Below are 18,041 nucleotides of genomic sequence, written 5' to 3'. Positions count from 1 at the left end.
CCCGAAGGCATCCCTTTTAACTACTAATCAAACGTTCGTTTAAACTACTATGCTCGTACGATTGCACCAACAACGTGAGCTTGTGAAGCAGCTTTTGCAACTGGAGCACCGAACATTACACCCACGTAGTTTTCTTGAAGGTTCGCTTGTGTACCTAATTGGAATACACGAGGAGCCTTAGATCCTACGTAGTGGAACTCGATTAAGTCCTCAGTTACGATTGCGAATGGGTAGTTGTGTAACCCAGCGCCAGCAGCCGCAACACCATTGATTGAAGCATCAACAGGTAAGAACGGTTCCGGAATGATTGGTAGTAAACCAGCAGCAGTTTGTAAACCAGCTACAGAGATACCTGCACCAACTGTTGCCATGTCCGTGCTAACGAACTTAACTGCGTTGTTGCTGTTCTTAACTTCTTGCTCAAGGTAATCAAGAGCTAAAGGATTGATGTAGATTGCTGTTGGACGTAACTCAAAGTTAGGATCAGCCATAAGCTTCGCAACCTCTGTACGTAAACCGTCAACGATAGAAGCATCCTTCGCAATTGTTGCAGACTTCGTAATCTGTTTTAATAAGCCAACGTACTGTGTAGTAGTTCCGTTACCTGTTTGAGCACCAGCAACTACGTCAGTACCTGTCCATAAACCTTTATCACGAAGACGAAGCATACCTTGAACCATGTCGCTCAAGTCTTTCGCTTTAAGCTGTGCGAACACGCCTTGTTGACCTACAGTTTCCATTTCGAATAGACCGTAGTCCACACGGTTTGTGATTGCTTTAACCATTACTGACTTCTGAACACGAGTTGGGATCGTGCTTGTAGCAGCAATGTTACGTGGATCAGAGAACTGACCTTCGCTAATTGTTGTTTGCTCGAAGAAATTCGAGATAGAACCTGTTGCTGGTACGTACTGAATACGTTGTCCAAGGACACCAGCACGACGAACTAAGTCCGTGATTTCAGTTTGGAACATATCAATTTCAATACCACCGCTATAGAATTGTGTAGCAGCGCTTAAATCTGTGAATTGTGCATTTAAATTTGTAGACATTAATTAAATTCCTCCAATGTTTGTTTTAGTTTTTTTATTTACGTTTCGTATACGTATACGTAACTAAACGATTATTATTTTTTGTTCGCTTTGTCACGAGCTTCGATTTTCAACGCCATACGTTCTTCGACTGATAAATCAGTACGAGCATCGATTGAAGCCATGATCTTAGACTCTTCGTCTTCTTCATTAATAGCGTACTTCGCCATTAACGTAGTAGGGTAAGCAACAGATTTACGAGCAGCCGCTTGAATAGACGCTTCGTTTTTCACTTCAGCAAGTTCAGCTTTTACAGCATCCAATTCTGCTTTTAACGCAGCAGCGTTTAACTCTTCTTCGCCTTCAGTAACAGTTGTTTCCTCAACCGTTTCTACTACTTCTTCAACAGTCTCAACAGTTTCTTCAACCGTTTCCTCGACTTCTTCAGTAACAGTTTCTTCAACGACCTCTTCGGTCACCTCAACTGTTTCTTCCGTTTTCGCAGCTTCTAGTTTCTCATCGACGTAAGTCTTGATTTCCTTAACTGCGGCAGCTAGTAACTTTTCAAAATCCAAATTATTTTCCTCCTTTTCTTCTTCAGCAGCAGCTGCAAGAGATGTATTTCGGTAAGCAGCACTGTCTTTCCAAAGAACAGACGCTCCTGTGAAATGTCCTAGACTAGCGACTATTGCAACCGATTCTCCCTCGTATTCTCCGTCGACAAGCTTTGTTCTCGCTGTTTCGTACGAAAAACCAAGGAAGTCTTGATAACGTTTAATCTTCTCCGCAGCTTCTTGAAAGTCGCTTGCGTAGATATAACCCTCAATTCGTACCGGAACTGCTCCGTTAGCTTGCGGATCACCGAGACTTGCCGCCTCAATCACGCCAATTTTTTGTTGAGGATTATGACCGTCCATCGAATCGGGCACATAATTAATTGCCATCCCCTGTAATGAAGCCAATGCTTCTGTACCAACGTCGACCGGAATTAATACCTTACGACCTTTAGCACCACCAGGAGGAGCGTCAGACGGAACACCCAGGAATGTTAACACACCGGAAAACGGCATCTTATTTGGATGTTCTAATTCACCAAATGTAAAACCAGTTGCTGCTTGTAACGTTAATGTATCGCCTTGAGCACTTTCGTCTCGGCCCTCGGCAACCGTTAATTCGTCTTCCATTTTCTTCACCTCTTTAGTTCGCTTCTAAACTACTGTCTGAGCGTTTATTCATAGATTTTTCATTCAACTTATGGGCGCCATCAACGCCGTTGTTTGTTGCTTCATGGCCGGTGTCACCCAAGCCTGGCTGATTATCCGACTCCGTTTTAACCGGACTGTCTTCTTCCTGTGCCAACGGATTCATTTGTGCTCCGTATTTCGCACGATACTCAGACAACGTATAATCGCCTTTTGAAATTCCCGTTTCGGGATCTTTCTGTAGCGGTGGTTTTCCCATTTCACTACGAATCTCGTTAATAGTAAGTACATCTAATTGCCCATAGATTTGATGGATAACTGATAAACTCTTACGATCTGAGAAACTAGTAGTAAATCGGAACTTAAAGCAAGCTACATCTTCCAGTCCCATTAACGCCAGGAATTGGTTCATGTGCTGCTCGATAGCGTGAGCCATCGGTCGAATCGCACCTTCATCTGAAACGTCATCTAACGTGTCTCCAGTAGAACGGTTAATTCCTGTAAATGCGTTGAATTTCATAGCATCTAATCCGAATGCATTCGCAATTACGGCGATTAAGAAGCTCTGCCATTGTAAGAACAATGCGTTATCACTGGTTTGGCCTAACTCAACGGAATGTACTGCGTCTGTTCCACCGACGATCGGAATCGTTGAGCGCCCTTCGATCTCATCCTTGAAATACTGACGGAACTCTTTGAGCTGTGTATCAGTAATTTCTTGTCCCATGTACAGAAGCTTTTTAGGCGTTGCTGTTGAAGCTGTTTGTCCTGCATAAGCTTGAGCATCAAGCAGATACTTTATTTGTTGGAATGCAGCTTCTAAAGGACTAAGGCCGAATGGCGTATTCGTACGTGGAATGTGCTTCCATACCATCATTTCGTTTGGCGTGAAATCGATCACTTGTCCACGTTGGTCCACTTGAGCGTATCTACGCATTGTCGGTGAACCGTTCCAGTCTAAGTAGATTTGTACACTAGTAGCATCCATTGGATATAGCAAGTACGGGTTCCTTTCGTTTCCGTTCCATTGCTTAATCTCAGCTGCGCCAAGACCAACTACAAGCATATCTTCAACCAACTGACCTACGAAGGTATTCCAGCTGTCGTCACTGTTTGGCTTATTGAGTACGTTCTTCGCAACATCAACTTGCTTCTTCTGTGCAGCTGTAAGTTTCTTTCCTTCGACTGGAGTAATATCCCACTCAAGCTTTGCGACTTGGTCACGGATATAACTGATTGCACGTCTTGGGATGGCTGTCTCCGAAAAGGTTCGTAACTGTTGCGGATTAACCTTTTGTGCTTGTACCGAGCGGCCGTTTGTTGAATATCCGTAGAAAAAAGGATTATCTACGTGATTACCTTGCGGCGCCTTTCCTCTAAAAGCGTTAAACGCTGCACTCAGCCTGTTTACTAACTTCACTGTTATAACCTCCCTTCACTATTAAATCCGACCCATTTTGGCTGTTGTAACGTTTCTACTAGAAACTTTTTAAACTCTACCAAAAATAAGCTGACTACCTTTCCCTTTAGCAAGAGCAATCGCCATATTTAAAGCATCGATGGCGTCATCGTTCTTTCCTTTTGGGAAATAGATAAGTTGTTCTTCCAGCTCACGTTGTGTCGCCAATATACGAACTTGTCCATTCGTCATAAGTGGCTCAATTGCTGAAATACGAACCTCTTTCTTCACGGTCGATTTGTACTCTTTAATAGGTAAGTAGATACCTTGTTCCGCAGAACGCTTCACAACTTCATCTTTAAAGAATTGTTGGAAGGCGATTGTTTCAATATTGAACATCACGTAGTCGAACATTTCTGCTTTACGGAAGATGTCCTGGATGATTGTATCCGGGTTACGACGTTTGATATCGACATCTAGAACGTACATAATACCTGTCTTACGGTGTCTACCAAGCGTAAGGATAACCGACGGATCAGCTCGTTTTGTTTTACCAAGTGACGGGTCACACGCTCCAAATACATCTAATTCATCCAAATTAATATCTTCCGGCTCGTAATACCAAATCTTATGAAAGATACGAGAGTTTTCGTCAAGAGGTTCGTTTTGATATTCACTGTTGAATGCAAGACGGTTCGTTGCTCGTTTCTCCATCAATGCAAGTAAATCTAAACGCTCCGGCCATAATACAACCGCTCCACGGTGCATTTCCTCACGATTTTCTTCGTAGAACTCCATCGCTTTCTTACGAGCGAGTCGTGCAGCTTCCATCGGATTATCACCTTCATCTCGGTTGTGGTACATTTCTTCCCACTTGTTCCAAAGATCCATTCTTTCCGGAAATTCCTCAATCGCTCTAAATTTGAACGGCTGCCATTCCGCAAAGTTATTGATAATCTGTGAAAGAACCGAGTTATAGTGGATAATCGTACCGACTAAGAAGAATTTCGACTTCTTCGGGTCACCCAGTGGCATTACTGTACGTAATAACCAGTCCATCATTTTTGCGATACGATCCGGTGTACTACAGCTGTCGTCCGACTCAATATCATCCATGATTACTGATGGACGAAATGAACCGTAACGCAGACCACGTAAACCTTCTCCAGCACCGTGTGCAGAGATTTTAACTTGGTTAGCTGTGATAATTTCAAGAGAATTCCATGTGCTACCTTTTAGGTTTCCGAAATCCGCTTTCAACAAATCGTTATCTTCCAGTTCTGACTTAATTACGTCTAAGAACTTACGGGCGTTATCTTGCTTGTCCCCAATGATTACCCAATAGCGTTCTTCTACATCCTCAACGTAGACAGTACACCAAATAGGGAAGATATTCGTTACGATAGTCGATTTTGCATGTGATCGGGGAGCCGCTATTGCCGTTTTTTGCTCCCAAGGATCCATAACCGTGTCACGTAAGTGTCTTGCTAATTCGTAGTGAAACTTTGGTGATGGCGTATCCGCTTTTAAAAGGTCATGCGGTGGGTCACCTGTGAAGTAGTTCTTAGCGAACACCATAATATCTTGGAAACCAGCTTCAATACGTTGTAATTTCGTGATTTCCTGTAAGACATTGTAGTAATTAACCGCCGCTTCCGGCTTCTTCCCGAACTCCACTTTCAACAGTTCCGCATGACGCTTTAATAGGGAGATGCGCTCCAGGCGTTCAGCCGACTTCATTAGTCATCCGAACCTTCCTGGAGTGCTGCCTTCTCCAATTTTGCAATCTCCTCAAGCAGCTGGTCGTTCGTTTTACCGTCTAAACCAGTTACTTCAAGGTCAACTTCAGAAACAACTTCACGTCGTTCAACAAGTTTACCAGCACGTTTCAACGCTAATTCAATAGCTTTAACCGATCCTCCGTTTACTGCCTTCATAAGTTGACGATAGATTTGAGGTGTATTCGCATCCATGTATTTATCCGACAGGTCGTTTACTAGATCCAGGAACTCACGATCCTCTTTCCAGCGGTAGAATTGTCGTTCAGAGATACCAACCGCCTCGGCGATCTCTTTGTTCGTCATCTTACTAGAAAAATCGGTCATTAAACGTGCAGCTTCTAATTGTTCCTTTGAAAACTTGGTATAATCGATTTCTTTTGCCATTCTAATGACCTCCTTAATTGTTTTTTAAGCGAAAAAGAGCGCCAAATGGCACTCTCTCTACTACCTTTCTATGGTTTGTTCTGAGAATTCTCGGTTTACAACCGGCTCAGATTCGCTGTAGACGTATATAAAAAGAGAGGAGAGGTCACGTTTCGTAACCTCACGCTCTACAACCGTCTAAAATTAGGTGGACATAGCGTCCATGTGGTGCCGGATGTGGGATTCGAACCCACGATTTCTGCTCTTTTTTATCGACGTCGTGCAGCGCCTTGCCTCTTGGCTAACCCGGACATAAAAAAGACTCACCTGGTCCGCTGCCGATTAATCAGCAAGCGTGGTAAGTTCTGTATTTTAGTGACCGCCTTTGTTTACTCGGCGAGATTACGGTCAAACTCGCATCCTCACAATAAAAACGCTACCCCCTCCGAATCCGACCCACGAATAATCGTCGGCCTCCTCGGAACAAGTAACGTTCTTTTAATTATTTAGACTACCGAATATATCGGGCCTAAACGTACATACGTATACCGACTAAAACGTCACTATTGACGCTAATATCTTTTTTACTAATCGGTATACTATTCAGTTGTAAGAAACGGAGTTATCCTTAAAGACGCAAATAATATTAAAAATATTATTTAAATCTTTTATAACGTTTTACGTTTAAAACAAACGATTAAAACGTTTATACGTTATACGTTTAACCCCCCTCACTAATAAATACAATGAAACAGCATTTTGGACGGCAAGAAATTGAAACTTTTTTAATTTTTTTTAATAAATTTGCTAAAAAGCCTGTTATATCAACGTTTACAGTAGCAAAAAATTTTTAAAACTTTTTTCGTTTTTCTGCCGTCCGGATTTTTCGTCCTGTACGTTGCCGCCGGATTTGACCTGCCAATTTTGTCGTGTTGCCATTTCTGACGCATACGCCATTTTTGTCGTGTTGCTAGTGTATGATACCGCCAAATTTGTCGTGTTGTCGTTGCCATCGGATTAGTATACGACTATATAATAGGAAGAAACTCGTCAGAAGACGTTCCCGACGTCCACCAACGAGTGTTGCTACTACTTCAGTAAACCTTTCAGATGTACGACCGTGTCGACTAAATACTCCGGGTGATTCATTACCGCTATTCCAATAAACACCGATAGCACGATTGTTGCGATGCCGCCGATTACGATATTTGTTTCTCCGTCTTTCGTCTTCTTATACTCAAACAATTTCATATGTATATACCTCGCTTAACGTATTCACCCGTACTATTTTTCCGAGTGTATACGTATATCCAAAAGTTTTTCAATTTATCCTTCGAGGTTTCGTAAATTTTTTTTAAAAAATTTTTTGCGGCATACGTTATTGCACTGATCCGTCATCTGCAGCAGGGGTGGCACCCATCCGTTTCCATTCGCTTCCATTCGTTCCCAGTCGTCGAGGTTCGTAATTTTGACGAGAATGTGTGCGTTACACCAGGCGTAGTGTTCTTGCGGTGTCGGTCGGCTCTTGTGCTCGGGTGGCCCGGCGTCGGTGCGCTCGTATAGTGGTTCAAGGCCCGTCCTTATGCGGTTTGTAGCGCTTATGCCTTCTTTTTCCTTCCTATAACGTTCACATACCGAACGGTTTGTGTACGCCGTTCCCTTTTCTTCCCAGTTGTTCCCATCCGTTCACCGTTCGGCCCTCGGGTTTGTGGACGCTCTGTCCTTCCCGGCCGTCTACCTGGTGCCCGTCGTCTGTCTCGCTGCGTGTCGTCCTACCTGGTGGACAGTGAGGCCCCGAGGTTTGGAGCGTGTACGATGTCCCGGCCCATTACACCTAACGTTTTACTGTCTTTTTACGTCCTCATACGAAACCATACATATAAACACGCTTGAACCCAATAATACCAACGCTTTAAGACGTATAAACACGTTAAAATAGATAACGTTTCTTCATTATAGGGAAAACAAAAGGTCGATGTCATACGTTCTCATATGTTCCCACCGTCTGCCAAAAAAGTGAAAATAAAAAAATCGATAAAAGCGATCGCCGGGAAAATGTTCCGTTTGGATCGTAATTCTTTTAAAAATCGTTTGTTCCCGTATAAAAACCGCTTGCAAGTCTTTTCGTAAAAAAACTTTTTCTCGTTCGGCCTTACTGCCACAAGGGATTGAACGTCTTGTACTCCATTCACGCAAAAAAAACTTTTAAAAAAGTGTTGCACGTCTTGTCGTACGATGATATATTTAAATCACCGAAAGGGACGCAAACGAAAAAGCAACAGCGAAGGTTATTCCTTCAGCAAAGCTTTTCGAACAACGTTCTCGACGGTAAAAAAAAACTTTTTAAAAAAGTGTTTTACAAGACGTACAATCGATGATAAATTGATTACATCGACAAGACGTACAACAAACGTTTTTCGAAAAGTAACATTACCCACTAGGTAACACGGGTAAAACAATTGAAAGCAAGTAGGCTGTTGTGAAACGCTCCGAACGTGAGTAGCCGTGTTTATGAATTCACGGTTAACAAAAATAGCACATTGATAATTTAATACGCTGAATGGGCAAACGACGTACCGGGCAGAGCATACGCTTTACAGTATGCAACGACGCTAGGCGGTATGGTATCCATGACCACAAGATGCATGGACGGAGCGACTACAAAAATAGTTGCGATGATGATAAGCCGGTAAGCAAAGCTAGTAACAACTCCAAACTTTTACGCTAGGAAAAAGACGCTTGATCAGACCGCACAACCAGTCTGTAGATTTTTAGTCAAGCGGTCGTTTCTAGCTATGGGCCAACGATACAAACGTTAGTCGATAGCTACAAATGACAACGTAGCAAATACTTATTAGGAGTGTTTACGATGAATGAAAAGCAGTTACGCAACTACCTAAAAAACCACGGTATTGCAAAGGTGTACGTATTCCAGGCAAAAGGCCACGACATTATTACAACGACGGTTTTTCGATTGGAAGACATCAAAAGTCGTCACCTACATAAAACGGTGGAATACTACAAAGCACATCACGGTGAACTACGTTTCGAACTAGTTATATAGTTCGTTCTACATCGTTCACAAACCAACGTTCACAATTAGCCACACTGAAGAGTCGTAACGACGACGAAACGCCGAACGGCGTCTGTGGATACAAAACAGCCACAAGAAAGAAGGTGAAAAAATGGAGAACAAGCAAGTAACAATTAACAAGTTAGCTGATATTTACGATTCAATGGGTTACATCGCTGTAGCTCGTGCAATCCGTAACGGCGACCAGGCAAAAGAAAACGCAATGTTCGCTTTAAACCTGTTCCGACGTTCATTAATTAGCAGTCGTAGAAACCCGGAAACGGGCCTTGTTACTCATCCGTCAAAGGAAAAGTTAGCAAGCGCTCACGAGTTATGCGATGCAATCTTAGTTATGATTCGAAAAGTATTATAAACCAAAAGGAGAGTTACATATGATGTTACTAGAAAATACACAACCAAAAATCAGCACAGGCAATATGAAGGTGAAAGACACGTTCATTTGGTCTTTACCTCCATTGAAAACATGCCCAGGTGCAACAGCTGCATGTAAGAAAAGCTGCTATGCAAAGAAAGCTTACCTTGCGTATCCATCCGCTAAAAAAGCGTGGGAACACAACGACTTACTTACTTGGCATGCGGACTTCGTAGAAATCATTACAAACTGGTTAAACGGTGAACTTAATAGTCGTCGTAAAACATCTAAGTTCAAATACTTCCGTATCCATGAAAGCGGCGACTTTTACAATCAACGTTACCTGGACCAATGGAAAGAAATAGCTAGACGTTTCCCAGGTATTAAGTTCCTAGCTTACACGAAAAGCGGCTGGTTAGATTTCAGCAACTGCCCGGAGAATCTCATGATCCGTGTATCAGTATGGGAAGATACAAACCCACGCTTAGTTAAAAACGTAGTCGACGAACTACCTCGTGCAATCATGGACGGCATGGAAGAAAAGGGGAAAACATTCCACTGCAAACCTACTTACAAATGTCACGAATGCCGTTTCTGTTGGGATAGTCAAAACGACGTTAAGTTTTCTTTACACTAAAATTTACGTATACGTAGACGAAACGTAAACAAGGGGAGATGTTCACATGTTCAAACAATTACGCTTAAAACAAGGTTTCAAAGAAACGCTAGTAGCTGCTGCAATGATAGCTTTCGGTTACTTAATCGTTTATATCTACTCATTCGCTTTTACTTACTTCAACTAATATCCACACTGATGAGTCCGGATGACGCCCGGACGAAACGAGTCGCTACGGCTCGTATGTGGCAGTCAATAACCACGATTGAATTTTAGGAGGTAGTTAGTTATGAAAATTCGTCAATCAATCGAAAAAGCGTTAACAAAGGCAAGGGAAAAAAGAGGAGTCGCAACAGTCGCAACAGTTCGCCAAGATACAGTAAGAAAAGCCATCGAGCGTGGAGAGTTCGAAAAAATAAAATGTGCTTACAGCATGACTGATGACTACGCTTGGGACGCTGTAAACAATAACGGTTGGAAAGATAATGTAAGCCAAGAAACAATGGCGAGAGAATACAGCATCTTAACGCCTAGCTGTTGGGTGTCACCAAAAAAATTCATCATCAACGGCAAAGAGTGCTACGAAATTAGCATCAGCTTCCACTCCAATTTAGCCTACGACATGTACGTACCAGTAAGTTAACCACACTGATGAGCTGTAGTGACAGCGAAACGCCGTTAGGCGTCTGTGGATAGTACCACAAATAACAACTAGGAGGAGTAAACGTGCTAGAAATCGTAAAAGACCGGTCGTTAGTTCAAGGCCAAAAAGTAAAAGTATACGTTAACTTAAACCAGCAAGGGCGCTTTAGCATAGTCGACGCAAAGTCGGGCTTAGTAGTTGCTTACGCTGAAAACGTATTAATTAGTCAAGCAAAGTTCCACGTAGGTGAATCCGGAAGACAAAAAATCCTGGTTACACAACGTAAAAGAGTTCATGCCTGGGTAACAGGTTACTTCGAAGCTGCGGACCTAGTCTGTCCTGATCAGCTAACAAATGAAATTTACTACAACCCTTACACTCACGAAAAATTCAATTCCACGGCTAACGGCGAAATCATTAGCCAAGCAGACAGCGTGTACTTCGTAAATAAGCGCTGCTACATCTAAAACTTAATAGTTACAAAACGGCCTACGGGTCGGATTTAAAAAACGAATATAACAATTTGGAGGAGATTTATTATGAAAAACACGACAGTAGCGGTAGAAGAAAGCTTTGTATCAGAAATTGTAAGAGTTAACTTTTTGTTAGACCACCAGGAAATGGATTTTGTAGGGTACGAATTCGTAACTGCGGAAGACATCTTAATAGAAGAAAGCGACTGTGAACAAGACCTTTTCCGTCTAGACATAGACAAGAAAACTGGTGAAATGACAGTGTACTGTGCGTACAGCGAAGACTTTGACATCATGGAAGAGGCAACGCACCACTTCGATACAGAAAAACTTTTAGAAAACATCAAGGCATGGATTGAAGAAAGAAAAGGTACTGACGACGAGATTGGCAACCAAGGTCAAGCGTTTGTAAAATACGTAAAGCTTTGTGACGAAGGTTACGATTGTCACGATGCAATCTTAATGTGCTACAAGGATGAAGATGAAGAGTAAACCACACTGAAGAGAACCGGATAGCAACCGGTCGAAACGTCGAGAGACGTCTGTGGGAGCTATTAGCCACAAATTACAAACGAAAGTAGGAGTTACATATGACAACGATTATTAGCTTTGATAAACCAGCAAGCGAACTACCAACAAAAATCAAGAATTGGAGCGAACTGCCGCAAAGCGTACAAGCGCAGCTATTAACTTGTGATTACTACGTAGTACGTAACAATATCGAGCTTGTTTTCTACAAAGGCCGCACGATGGAAATTAGTTGTAGCTACACGGAACTATACGACCACAAATTAATTACTCATGCATATAACCGTCACGGGGACATGTTCCAAGGTAAATACGAGCTAGATTACGAAAAATGGGCCACTACCTTAGATACGGAGCACCAAAACAACGAATTACGCAGCTTAGTTAGAAAGTTAGCAGCAGAACTAGAAGACGCAACAAGCTTCATGGAAACGATGGAAGAATACGCAGAAGAACATGAACACAACGCTGATGACGAATGGATTCGTAAAACATCAAAAAACAACCTGGTAAAAATAGCTGAACGTATTTTAAACGGTGAAGTAGTCGAAGAAACACGTTGTGCAGCTTGTCTAAACAACTTACCGGAAAATACAAAACCTTACGAAGACACAAAGGAGCACTTCTGTAGTCAAAATTGCTTAGAAACATTGTACGAAGACGCCATCCCAAGTTACTACAATTAATAGCCACTCTGACGAGTCCTACCAGGGACGAAACGCCGGATCACTACGGCGTCAGTGGAGCATCCACAAATATAAAAATAGGAGGTTACTTTATGCGTAAATTAGACATCGCAAAACGCATGGTAGATATCGTAACGAAAGAAGAAGGGAAGCAGCTAGAATCGTTCCGTATCGTTAAGTGGTATGTAACTGGCTTCAACGGCAACATTCGTGCAGCGTCTACAGTATCAGCGGAGTACAGCAAAGAAGAACTACAAGAAGCGCTTGTTGACTTCGAGAATGAAAAAACAAAAACAGATAAAGAGGAAAAAAGGAGCGTAAGCAAAATGAAAACAGACCAATTACAAATAGCGGTAGAAAACGGGCTATTCGCAAGAAAGCCAGCAAACGAAGTTACGATAAACGATGTTATTATCATTCCTACAACTCCAGGCATTGCAAAAGTTACAAACGCAGAGCACGGCTCGGTTACTGGCTCAGATATTTGGTTCAAACGTTTAGCAGACGAAGAAAGCGATACAGTTAGTATTGATCCGGAAGAAACCGTATTAGTAGCTGTATTTGATAATCAGTCAATCGTACCAATAAAAACGATTCAAAGAGGCGACATTATCAGCTTCAACTTAAACGGCACACAGTACGGAAGAGTAGTCGGTATTCATAACTATAACGATAACCGTGGTATGTGGGTTGATTGGTACGACGAAGAAGCAGGTTTTAACCGTACAAGAGGCTTTATAGATGCTAGGACGCCGGTATGGTTATTTACGAAAACTCCAGTAAAACCAGCACCACAAAAGTCATTCCGTGAAGAATTAGAAGAACTAATTGCGAAACATGCGGTACGTCACGAAGAAACAGAGTTTGGTTATGTAGCTGATTTTGGTGATGAAGTTTTACAGCTAGATTTAATTGACGAATCTAACGAAATCGATGAATTTAAGGAAGGTGAAGAATAATGGTAATAGTCGTATGGGCATCGCAATGTGAACGCTGGCATTTGGACCTGGAGAAGAACAATATGGGATTAGTTACTTGTCGTTTAGTTGATTCGCAGGACAACGTTACGTATCGTCCAGTGATACAAAAACAATTATCGTGGGAAAACGTACCAAACATAGCAGACGACTTATACAAAACAGTCGTATCAGCAATTCAAAAACTATATAAGCAAGGTATTTTATACAGTAGAGTTGGTAGATTACCACACACTATCGACCTAGCAATGTAAGTTTCTTCGTAGAAACGCCTTACAAACCATTACTTCGAAATTATATTACTATTGTAGTACGTGAAATTATATTAAAGGGGAGACGTGCAAAATGTTAGTAGGGGAAAAACACAGTATTGTTGAACGTCGTGAACGTCAAGAGGAGTTAGAACAAATTCGTATAGAATTCGGTCAGTTATTACGTAGGGAGCGCTTGAGCAGGACTTCATATACGATAAGTCGTTTAAGTGAAGCAGTAGGCGTTAGCGCAAAATATCTTAGTGAAATCGAGCGTGGGCTTAAATTACCGGAAGACGGCTTGATCAAGAAATTAGCGGATGCAATTGGAACTTGTGAACTGGAATTGTTCAAGACAGCCAAGCGTGTGCCGTATTCTTTACGTAAAGAACTGGAAGAAGACGTTCTACTCCTGGAGGTAATGTTTAAGATGATTAACACGGCACCTCGTAGACGCCGCAAGTTGTTCGATAAACTTATGGAAATCCTATAGACAAAAGTGTACGTCATGTAGTACGATTTTGATATCACAAATATTGGAGGCTGTAATCATGGAACAATCAAACGGTAAGATAGGTGTATTCTTTGGTTTTTTAGGTGGCGCTTACCTACTAGGTAAAACGTTATTTGGTACACCGGATACAGCAGAAGAAATGCAAAAGCAGGATACTAAACCACCCGTCGTACAAAAGGTTGACCAGCACAAAAAGGAACGATTAGTTAGCGATATGAGTGACGCCGAGCTACAGAAAATCGTGGACGCCAACAACAACAAACTGGACCAACACGCAAAGGACGTAAAGGACCGTGCGGACAAGATAAATGCCGAAGAAGCAAAACACTATAACCGGGAATTGATAGCCTCCATCAAAGAAGCAAGTAAACCTGTAGATAAAAAAGCAGAAGCTGAAGCAAAAGCGAAAGCAAAAGCACAGGATAAAGCGGAACAGAAAGCAGCAAAAGATAAGGAAAAAGCAGAACAAAAAGCGGTGAAAGAGAAAGAAAAACAGGAGAAGAAAGAAGAAGAGAAAAAGAAGAAATTGAATAGTGGCGATGTTACGTTTGATGGCAGCTCAGACGACGCAGGGACAGGGGCCGTCGACGATAACAAAGATAATGTACCTAAACAGCACAAGACGTCCACAGCGAAGCAAGAGACGCCTAAAACACCAAAGGAATCTAAACAGCAAGACCCGGTACGCCTAACGCCTCATGAGGAACAACGTAACAGGGAAGAAACAACGAATCATAACTTCCCGAACGCCAATCGTATTGATCCGTACACACTGACAGAATAACATCTACGTGTACGTATCGTATACGTAGATTTTGTATAAACATACAGCTTAAATAACGTGATAGGAGGGTATCAACATGCTAAACGAATATGTGTGTGAAAACGAAGAGTGCGGCTACATAATTTGGGACGCAGGTAAACCAACAGTGCATAAATGCCCAAAGTGTAGCAGTCCAACAGAGTTTTTCGAAGCAGTAGAAGAAAATATTTTATAAAAAAACCAGGAGGATTACGAATGTATAAATTAATTATAACTTACAATTCACCAAAATTAGGTAGAGATGTCATAGAGGAGTTTACCTTTGAAACAAAAGAGAAGTTTAATGCCGCATACAAAGATATCGTTATTAAAAATCATGAGTTAGGTGTTGAGTACGTAAAATATGATTTCGAATTGACTGTGAATTTAACGTTATAGGGCCGTAACAGGCCCCGTTTGTAATGCCGCCATAGCACGTTCCAAGCCGTGTTGAAAAAGGCAGAGGACAAACGTATAATTACTTATAAATTTCAATAGGGGAGGTCTAGGTATGGTTACAATTAGTGTTGCAGACCACGTAAAGGAAGCCGCAAACGTGTTGCATTCTGAATTAGGTGACGAAATTTTCCGTATGGATCCGCACCAAGTTTCTGAATCGATGTACACGATGGGATACGAAATAGAAGCCGTTTGGTTCCTTGGTTACGATAAAAATGATGAACTTGTGGTAATCGAGGAAAAATTTAACGCAATTATCGACTATTTACGTACGCAAAAAGCTAAGAAAACGCTGTAATATAGCTGTTTAACGTCTCTAGGAACCATTGTCGATTATGGAATATTTTTCTTTTTATAAAGTTTTAGGATATTGACCACGTCCTACATGTCGTATATACTATGTTTGAGAAGGGCGTAGGAATGGCATATTATATGTGTAAAGTATTCTAAAAATAGATAAAAGGGAGCACTGGTGATGAGACTAGAGAAACTTAGCAGTACGGAAATAGAAATTGTATCTAATATAGCAGCAAAAATATTTGATAATTTAGACCCTAGCGAATCAATAAAGTTAACTAGTAGACAAGCGTTTATTCTTGGAATGTTACACGGGCGTGAACACGCACTTAACGAAATAGGCATTTTCGATGATGAAGACGATGACTCTAAGTTATATGAACAGATAAAAAAGAATAGGGAATAGTGCTTAATATATTTTTAAGAGAATATATAGAATTACATATAAAATAAAATACTAATAAACTGTATTTACTATAATCAGATATACATAACGTATCTTTTGACTCGCATTACGTATTTGCGAGTCTCTTTACGTCTACGTATCGGTTACATTGTGTAGCGTTCACAAACTATGGTAAGATGAACGCAAAACAAATTAAGGAGTTGTTTCGTATGAGTAGCAGTAATCGTCTAGATAATGAGGCGGCAAAAGCAGCAGCGGAAGCGGCAGTTAGTAATAAAGCGTCTGAACCCGGTTCATTCGTTCCACCAGTTAGCCTACCAAAGCCAAAAAGAAAGATGTCCTTCGACGATATGTATGATCGGGATACGGTCTACATTGAACGTGAACTAAAAACATTCATTGAAAGTATTAAAGACGTCGGTAAACGTGGTACAAAAACACATATCATTAACGAGGCGTTAAAAATCTATCTTAGCGATATCGAAAACGTAAAGAAGCATCTTACGGAGGAGCAGCTGGAAGCGTTGTACGGAGCAGTCGAATAACGCATAGCAGTTTCCGAATCTTCTTGTCAGAATACCTGGAAAGATGTAGAATTAAGACAAGAAAGCATTAAAAAAGACGCCCTAATGGATTGGCAGTCCAGGCGTCTTCCGGCGACACACAGAAAAGGCTTCTGTATGTAATATGTTAGGAGCGGTAACTCCTAATTTGCTAAAATAAGGCTTTATTTGTTCTTAGTATATCACGGAAAACAAATTACATACAACCCTTTTCTACGTGTGTTGAAGCAAGGTAATACAACACGCAGAGGAGAGATATTATATGAACGAGCAAGTATCAAAGTTATCAGATGAAGGGTACAAGCCGGAGGGGTATATCCATTACCGTAAAATAGATACGGGGAGCACTAGGTCACAAGTAGTTAAACGAAAAGGCAAAGAGGATAAGGTAAATGAAGTTTTACAGGTTAAAAAGGTATTAGAAGATAGAAAGATACCATTTAACGTAGTTGACGAACTAAACTTAGATGTTACAGGTTCACTAGTCCCATCAAACGGAAAAGACTTTACGTTAACTCACAACTATTTCTTAGATTACTGGGGCGCTATTATGGGCCATTCAGCGGTGATGGCGTTCATACACTTAGAACGATACGCTTACGGACACAAACGACATTGTTTCCCGGAGATCGATCAGATATGTTTAAAGATGCAAACGTCTCGTCCTACTTTAAATAAATACATGGACATCCTGGAAGCGAATAGTTTCATTGCTCGTATCTATAGAAAGAACGAGGATACGAAAAAGGACGCTTCACCATTATTCATCATTAGACGATACATACCGTTCCTTAGTGCGGAACAAGTAAACCAGTTACCTAAAAAATTACGTGAAGAACATGATAAATTCGTAAGTAACCTAAAAGGAATTATGTTGAGCGATAACAGTGAATTAAAATCGCAAGCTGAAATTAAAAAAGCATTATCTACTTCTGAACGATTCGGTAGCAAAGAGAAAAAAGAACCAACAACGGAGCAAATACGTAGATACCAGGCAATCAAGTTAGGTACGATGGAAACGGAAGATGTAGAATGTCACGTTAATCTACAACAAGCATTAAGAGAACGTGTTTCAAAACCTTCTTACGATACATGGCTTGGTCACGCAGTGTTTACGTTTAACCGACAAACAAAAGAATTGATAGCGTCATTCCCTATGAACTTCCAACGTGAATGGGTGCAAGGACACTATGACGATATAATCAAAGAATGCGTAGCGGATACGTTAGGCGAAGTTACAATTTCATATAAAACACATGAGAACGAAATCGAGGCGGGGGTTTAACCCTCGTCTTTTTTTTTTTGCGTTGTACGTCTTGTGCTATACCTCGTATCAATAATATCCTCTGTGGATTTTCTGTTAGTAACCAGTATTAAAAAATTTAACACTACCAGCATTAAAAATCTTAACACTAGTATTAAAAATTTTAACACTAGCATTAAAAAATTTAACACTAGTTATCCACAAGCATTAAAAATTTTAACACTACTTTTCCATAGGTTTTCAACAGACTACAGTATTAAAAAATTTAACACTGGAAGGCAGTATTAAAAAATTTAACACTTAGTATTAAAAAATTTAACACGTAAGAATTTAAATCTAT

Annotated in this window: 23 protein-coding genes; 17 read left to right on the top strand and 6 right to left on the bottom strand. The window is 41.1% G+C overall.

Translation table 11 applies throughout. From position 1 onward, the window contains the following. Nucleotides 1–47 precede the first annotated feature (47 nt). The 6 genes from ACTFSI_RS25580 to ACTFSI_RS25555 all read right to left on the bottom strand — a co-directional run bounded on the left by ACTFSI_RS25580 (nucleotide 48) and on the right by ACTFSI_RS25555 (nucleotide 7,027). Nucleotides 48–1,052 carry a hypothetical protein gene (locus ACTFSI_RS25580; protein ID WP_168411437.1) on the bottom strand — a complete coding sequence of 335 codons (1,005 nt, stop codon included), beginning with the start codon at nucleotides 1,050–1,052 and terminating at the stop codon, nucleotides 48–50. Between the two features lie 74 nt (nucleotides 1,053–1,126). Next, on the bottom strand, nucleotides 1,127–2,086 hold the full coding sequence (locus ACTFSI_RS25575; protein WP_168419870.1) for a hypothetical protein: 960 nt from the start codon (nucleotides 2,084–2,086) through the stop codon (nucleotides 1,127–1,129). Between the two features lie 142 nt (nucleotides 2,087–2,228). Beyond that, a complete protein-coding gene (locus tag ACTFSI_RS25570) occupies nucleotides 2,229–3,653 on the bottom strand; it encodes a phage portal protein (protein WP_168411439.1) in 1,425 nt (474 codons plus the stop codon). Nucleotides 3,654–3,722: 69 nt separating this feature from the next. Then, entirely contained in the window at nucleotides 3,723–5,309 is a 1,587-nt protein-coding gene (gene terL / locus ACTFSI_RS25565; RefSeq protein WP_168411440.1) for a phage terminase large subunit, read from the bottom strand. A gap of 62 nt (nucleotides 5,310–5,371) precedes the next feature. Then, the gene (locus ACTFSI_RS25560) at nucleotides 5,372–5,797 is read right to left on the bottom strand and encodes a phBC6A51 family helix-turn-helix protein (protein WP_168411441.1); all 426 of its coding nucleotides are present in this window, start codon (nucleotides 5,795–5,797) and stop codon (nucleotides 5,372–5,374) included. 1,068 nt (nucleotides 5,798–6,865) lie between these two features. Further along, on the bottom strand, nucleotides 6,866–7,027 hold the full coding sequence (locus tag ACTFSI_RS25555) for a hypothetical protein (RefSeq protein WP_168411368.1): 162 nt from the start codon (nucleotides 7,025–7,027) through the stop codon (nucleotides 6,866–6,868). Nucleotides 7,028–8,645: 1,618 nt separating this feature from the next. Between ACTFSI_RS25555 and ACTFSI_RS25550 the strand changes: the two genes are divergently transcribed. The 17 genes from ACTFSI_RS25550 (at nucleotide 8,646) to ACTFSI_RS25470 (ending at nucleotide 17,722) form a co-directional block, all read left to right on the top strand. Further along, a complete protein-coding gene (locus ACTFSI_RS25550) occupies nucleotides 8,646–8,840 on the top strand; it encodes a hypothetical protein (RefSeq protein ID WP_168419872.1) in 195 nt (64 codons plus the stop codon). A 121-nt stretch (nucleotides 8,841–8,961) separates the two neighbouring features. Further along, a complete protein-coding gene (locus ACTFSI_RS25545) occupies nucleotides 8,962–9,222 on the top strand; it encodes a hypothetical protein (RefSeq protein ID WP_168411443.1) in 261 nt (86 codons plus the stop codon). 19 nt (nucleotides 9,223–9,241) lie between these two features. Then, nucleotides 9,242–9,859 (top strand): GP88 family protein, encoded by a 618-nt coding sequence (locus ACTFSI_RS25540; protein ID WP_440045733.1) that lies wholly within the window; start codon nucleotides 9,242–9,244, stop codon nucleotides 9,857–9,859. A 268-nt stretch (nucleotides 9,860–10,127) separates the two neighbouring features. Next, nucleotides 10,128–10,481, top strand: coding sequence for a hypothetical protein (locus ACTFSI_RS25535; protein ID WP_168411445.1), 354 nt, complete (start codon nucleotides 10,128–10,130; stop codon nucleotides 10,479–10,481). 83 nt (nucleotides 10,482–10,564) lie between these two features. Continuing rightward, a complete protein-coding gene (locus ACTFSI_RS25530; RefSeq protein ID WP_168411446.1) occupies nucleotides 10,565–10,948 on the top strand; it encodes a hypothetical protein in 384 nt (127 codons plus the stop codon). Nucleotides 10,949–11,020: 72 nt separating this feature from the next. After that, entirely contained in the window at nucleotides 11,021–11,446 is a 426-nt protein-coding gene (locus ACTFSI_RS25525) for a hypothetical protein (protein ID WP_168411447.1), read from the top strand. Between the two features lie 98 nt (nucleotides 11,447–11,544). Continuing rightward, nucleotides 11,545–12,168 (top strand): hypothetical protein, encoded by a 624-nt coding sequence (locus ACTFSI_RS25520; protein WP_168411448.1) that lies wholly within the window; start codon nucleotides 11,545–11,547, stop codon nucleotides 12,166–12,168. Nucleotides 12,169–12,260: 92 nt separating this feature from the next. Further along, nucleotides 12,261–13,127: a hypothetical protein gene (locus ACTFSI_RS25515; RefSeq protein ID WP_168411449.1), complete on the top strand. Its 867-nt coding sequence runs from the start codon at nucleotides 12,261–12,263 to the stop codon at nucleotides 13,125–13,127. Then, nucleotides 13,127–13,399 carry a hypothetical protein gene (locus ACTFSI_RS25510; protein ID WP_168411450.1) on the top strand — a complete coding sequence of 91 codons (273 nt, stop codon included), beginning with the start codon at nucleotides 13,127–13,129 and terminating at the stop codon, nucleotides 13,397–13,399. Before ACTFSI_RS25515 ends, ACTFSI_RS25510 begins: the two co-directional genes overlap by 1 nt. A 91-nt stretch (nucleotides 13,400–13,490) precedes the next feature. Then, entirely contained in the window at nucleotides 13,491–13,889 is a 399-nt protein-coding gene (locus ACTFSI_RS25505) for a helix-turn-helix domain-containing protein (RefSeq protein ID WP_168411451.1), read from the top strand. Between the two features lie 58 nt (nucleotides 13,890–13,947). Further along, a complete protein-coding gene (locus ACTFSI_RS25500; protein ID WP_440045732.1) occupies nucleotides 13,948–14,694 on the top strand; it encodes a hypothetical protein in 747 nt (248 codons plus the stop codon). A 76-nt stretch (nucleotides 14,695–14,770) separates the two neighbouring features. Next, nucleotides 14,771–14,908, top strand: a complete 138-nt coding sequence (locus ACTFSI_RS25495) for a hypothetical protein (protein ID WP_168411453.1) — start codon at nucleotides 14,771–14,773, stop codon at nucleotides 14,906–14,908. 20 nt (nucleotides 14,909–14,928) lie between these two features. Next, nucleotides 14,929–15,111: a hypothetical protein gene (locus ACTFSI_RS25490; protein ID WP_438877688.1), complete on the top strand. Its 183-nt coding sequence runs from the start codon at nucleotides 14,929–14,931 to the stop codon at nucleotides 15,109–15,111. Between the two features lie 112 nt (nucleotides 15,112–15,223). Next, entirely contained in the window at nucleotides 15,224–15,469 is a 246-nt protein-coding gene (locus ACTFSI_RS25485; protein ID WP_168411455.1) for a hypothetical protein, read from the top strand. A 174-nt stretch (nucleotides 15,470–15,643) separates the two neighbouring features. Then, nucleotides 15,644–15,874 (top strand): hypothetical protein, encoded by a 231-nt coding sequence (locus tag ACTFSI_RS25480; RefSeq protein WP_168411456.1) that lies wholly within the window; start codon nucleotides 15,644–15,646, stop codon nucleotides 15,872–15,874. Between the two features lie 209 nt (nucleotides 15,875–16,083). Next, nucleotides 16,084–16,419 (top strand): hypothetical protein, encoded by a 336-nt coding sequence (locus ACTFSI_RS25475; protein WP_440045731.1) that lies wholly within the window; start codon nucleotides 16,084–16,086, stop codon nucleotides 16,417–16,419. 280 nt (nucleotides 16,420–16,699) lie between these two features. Further along, a complete protein-coding gene (locus tag ACTFSI_RS25470) occupies nucleotides 16,700–17,722 on the top strand; it encodes a DnaA N-terminal domain-containing protein (RefSeq protein ID WP_168411458.1) in 1,023 nt (340 codons plus the stop codon). The last annotated feature ends 319 nt before the right edge of the window (nucleotides 17,723–18,041 follow it).

Origin of the sequence: Bacillus cereus group sp. MYBK101-2 (assembly GCF_051918845.1) — a bacterium.
GTDB classification, from domain to species: domain Bacteria; phylum Bacillota; class Bacilli; order Bacillales; family Bacillaceae_G; genus Bacillus_A; species Bacillus_A paranthracis.
This window is presented reverse-complemented; position numbering and strand designations above follow the sequence as displayed.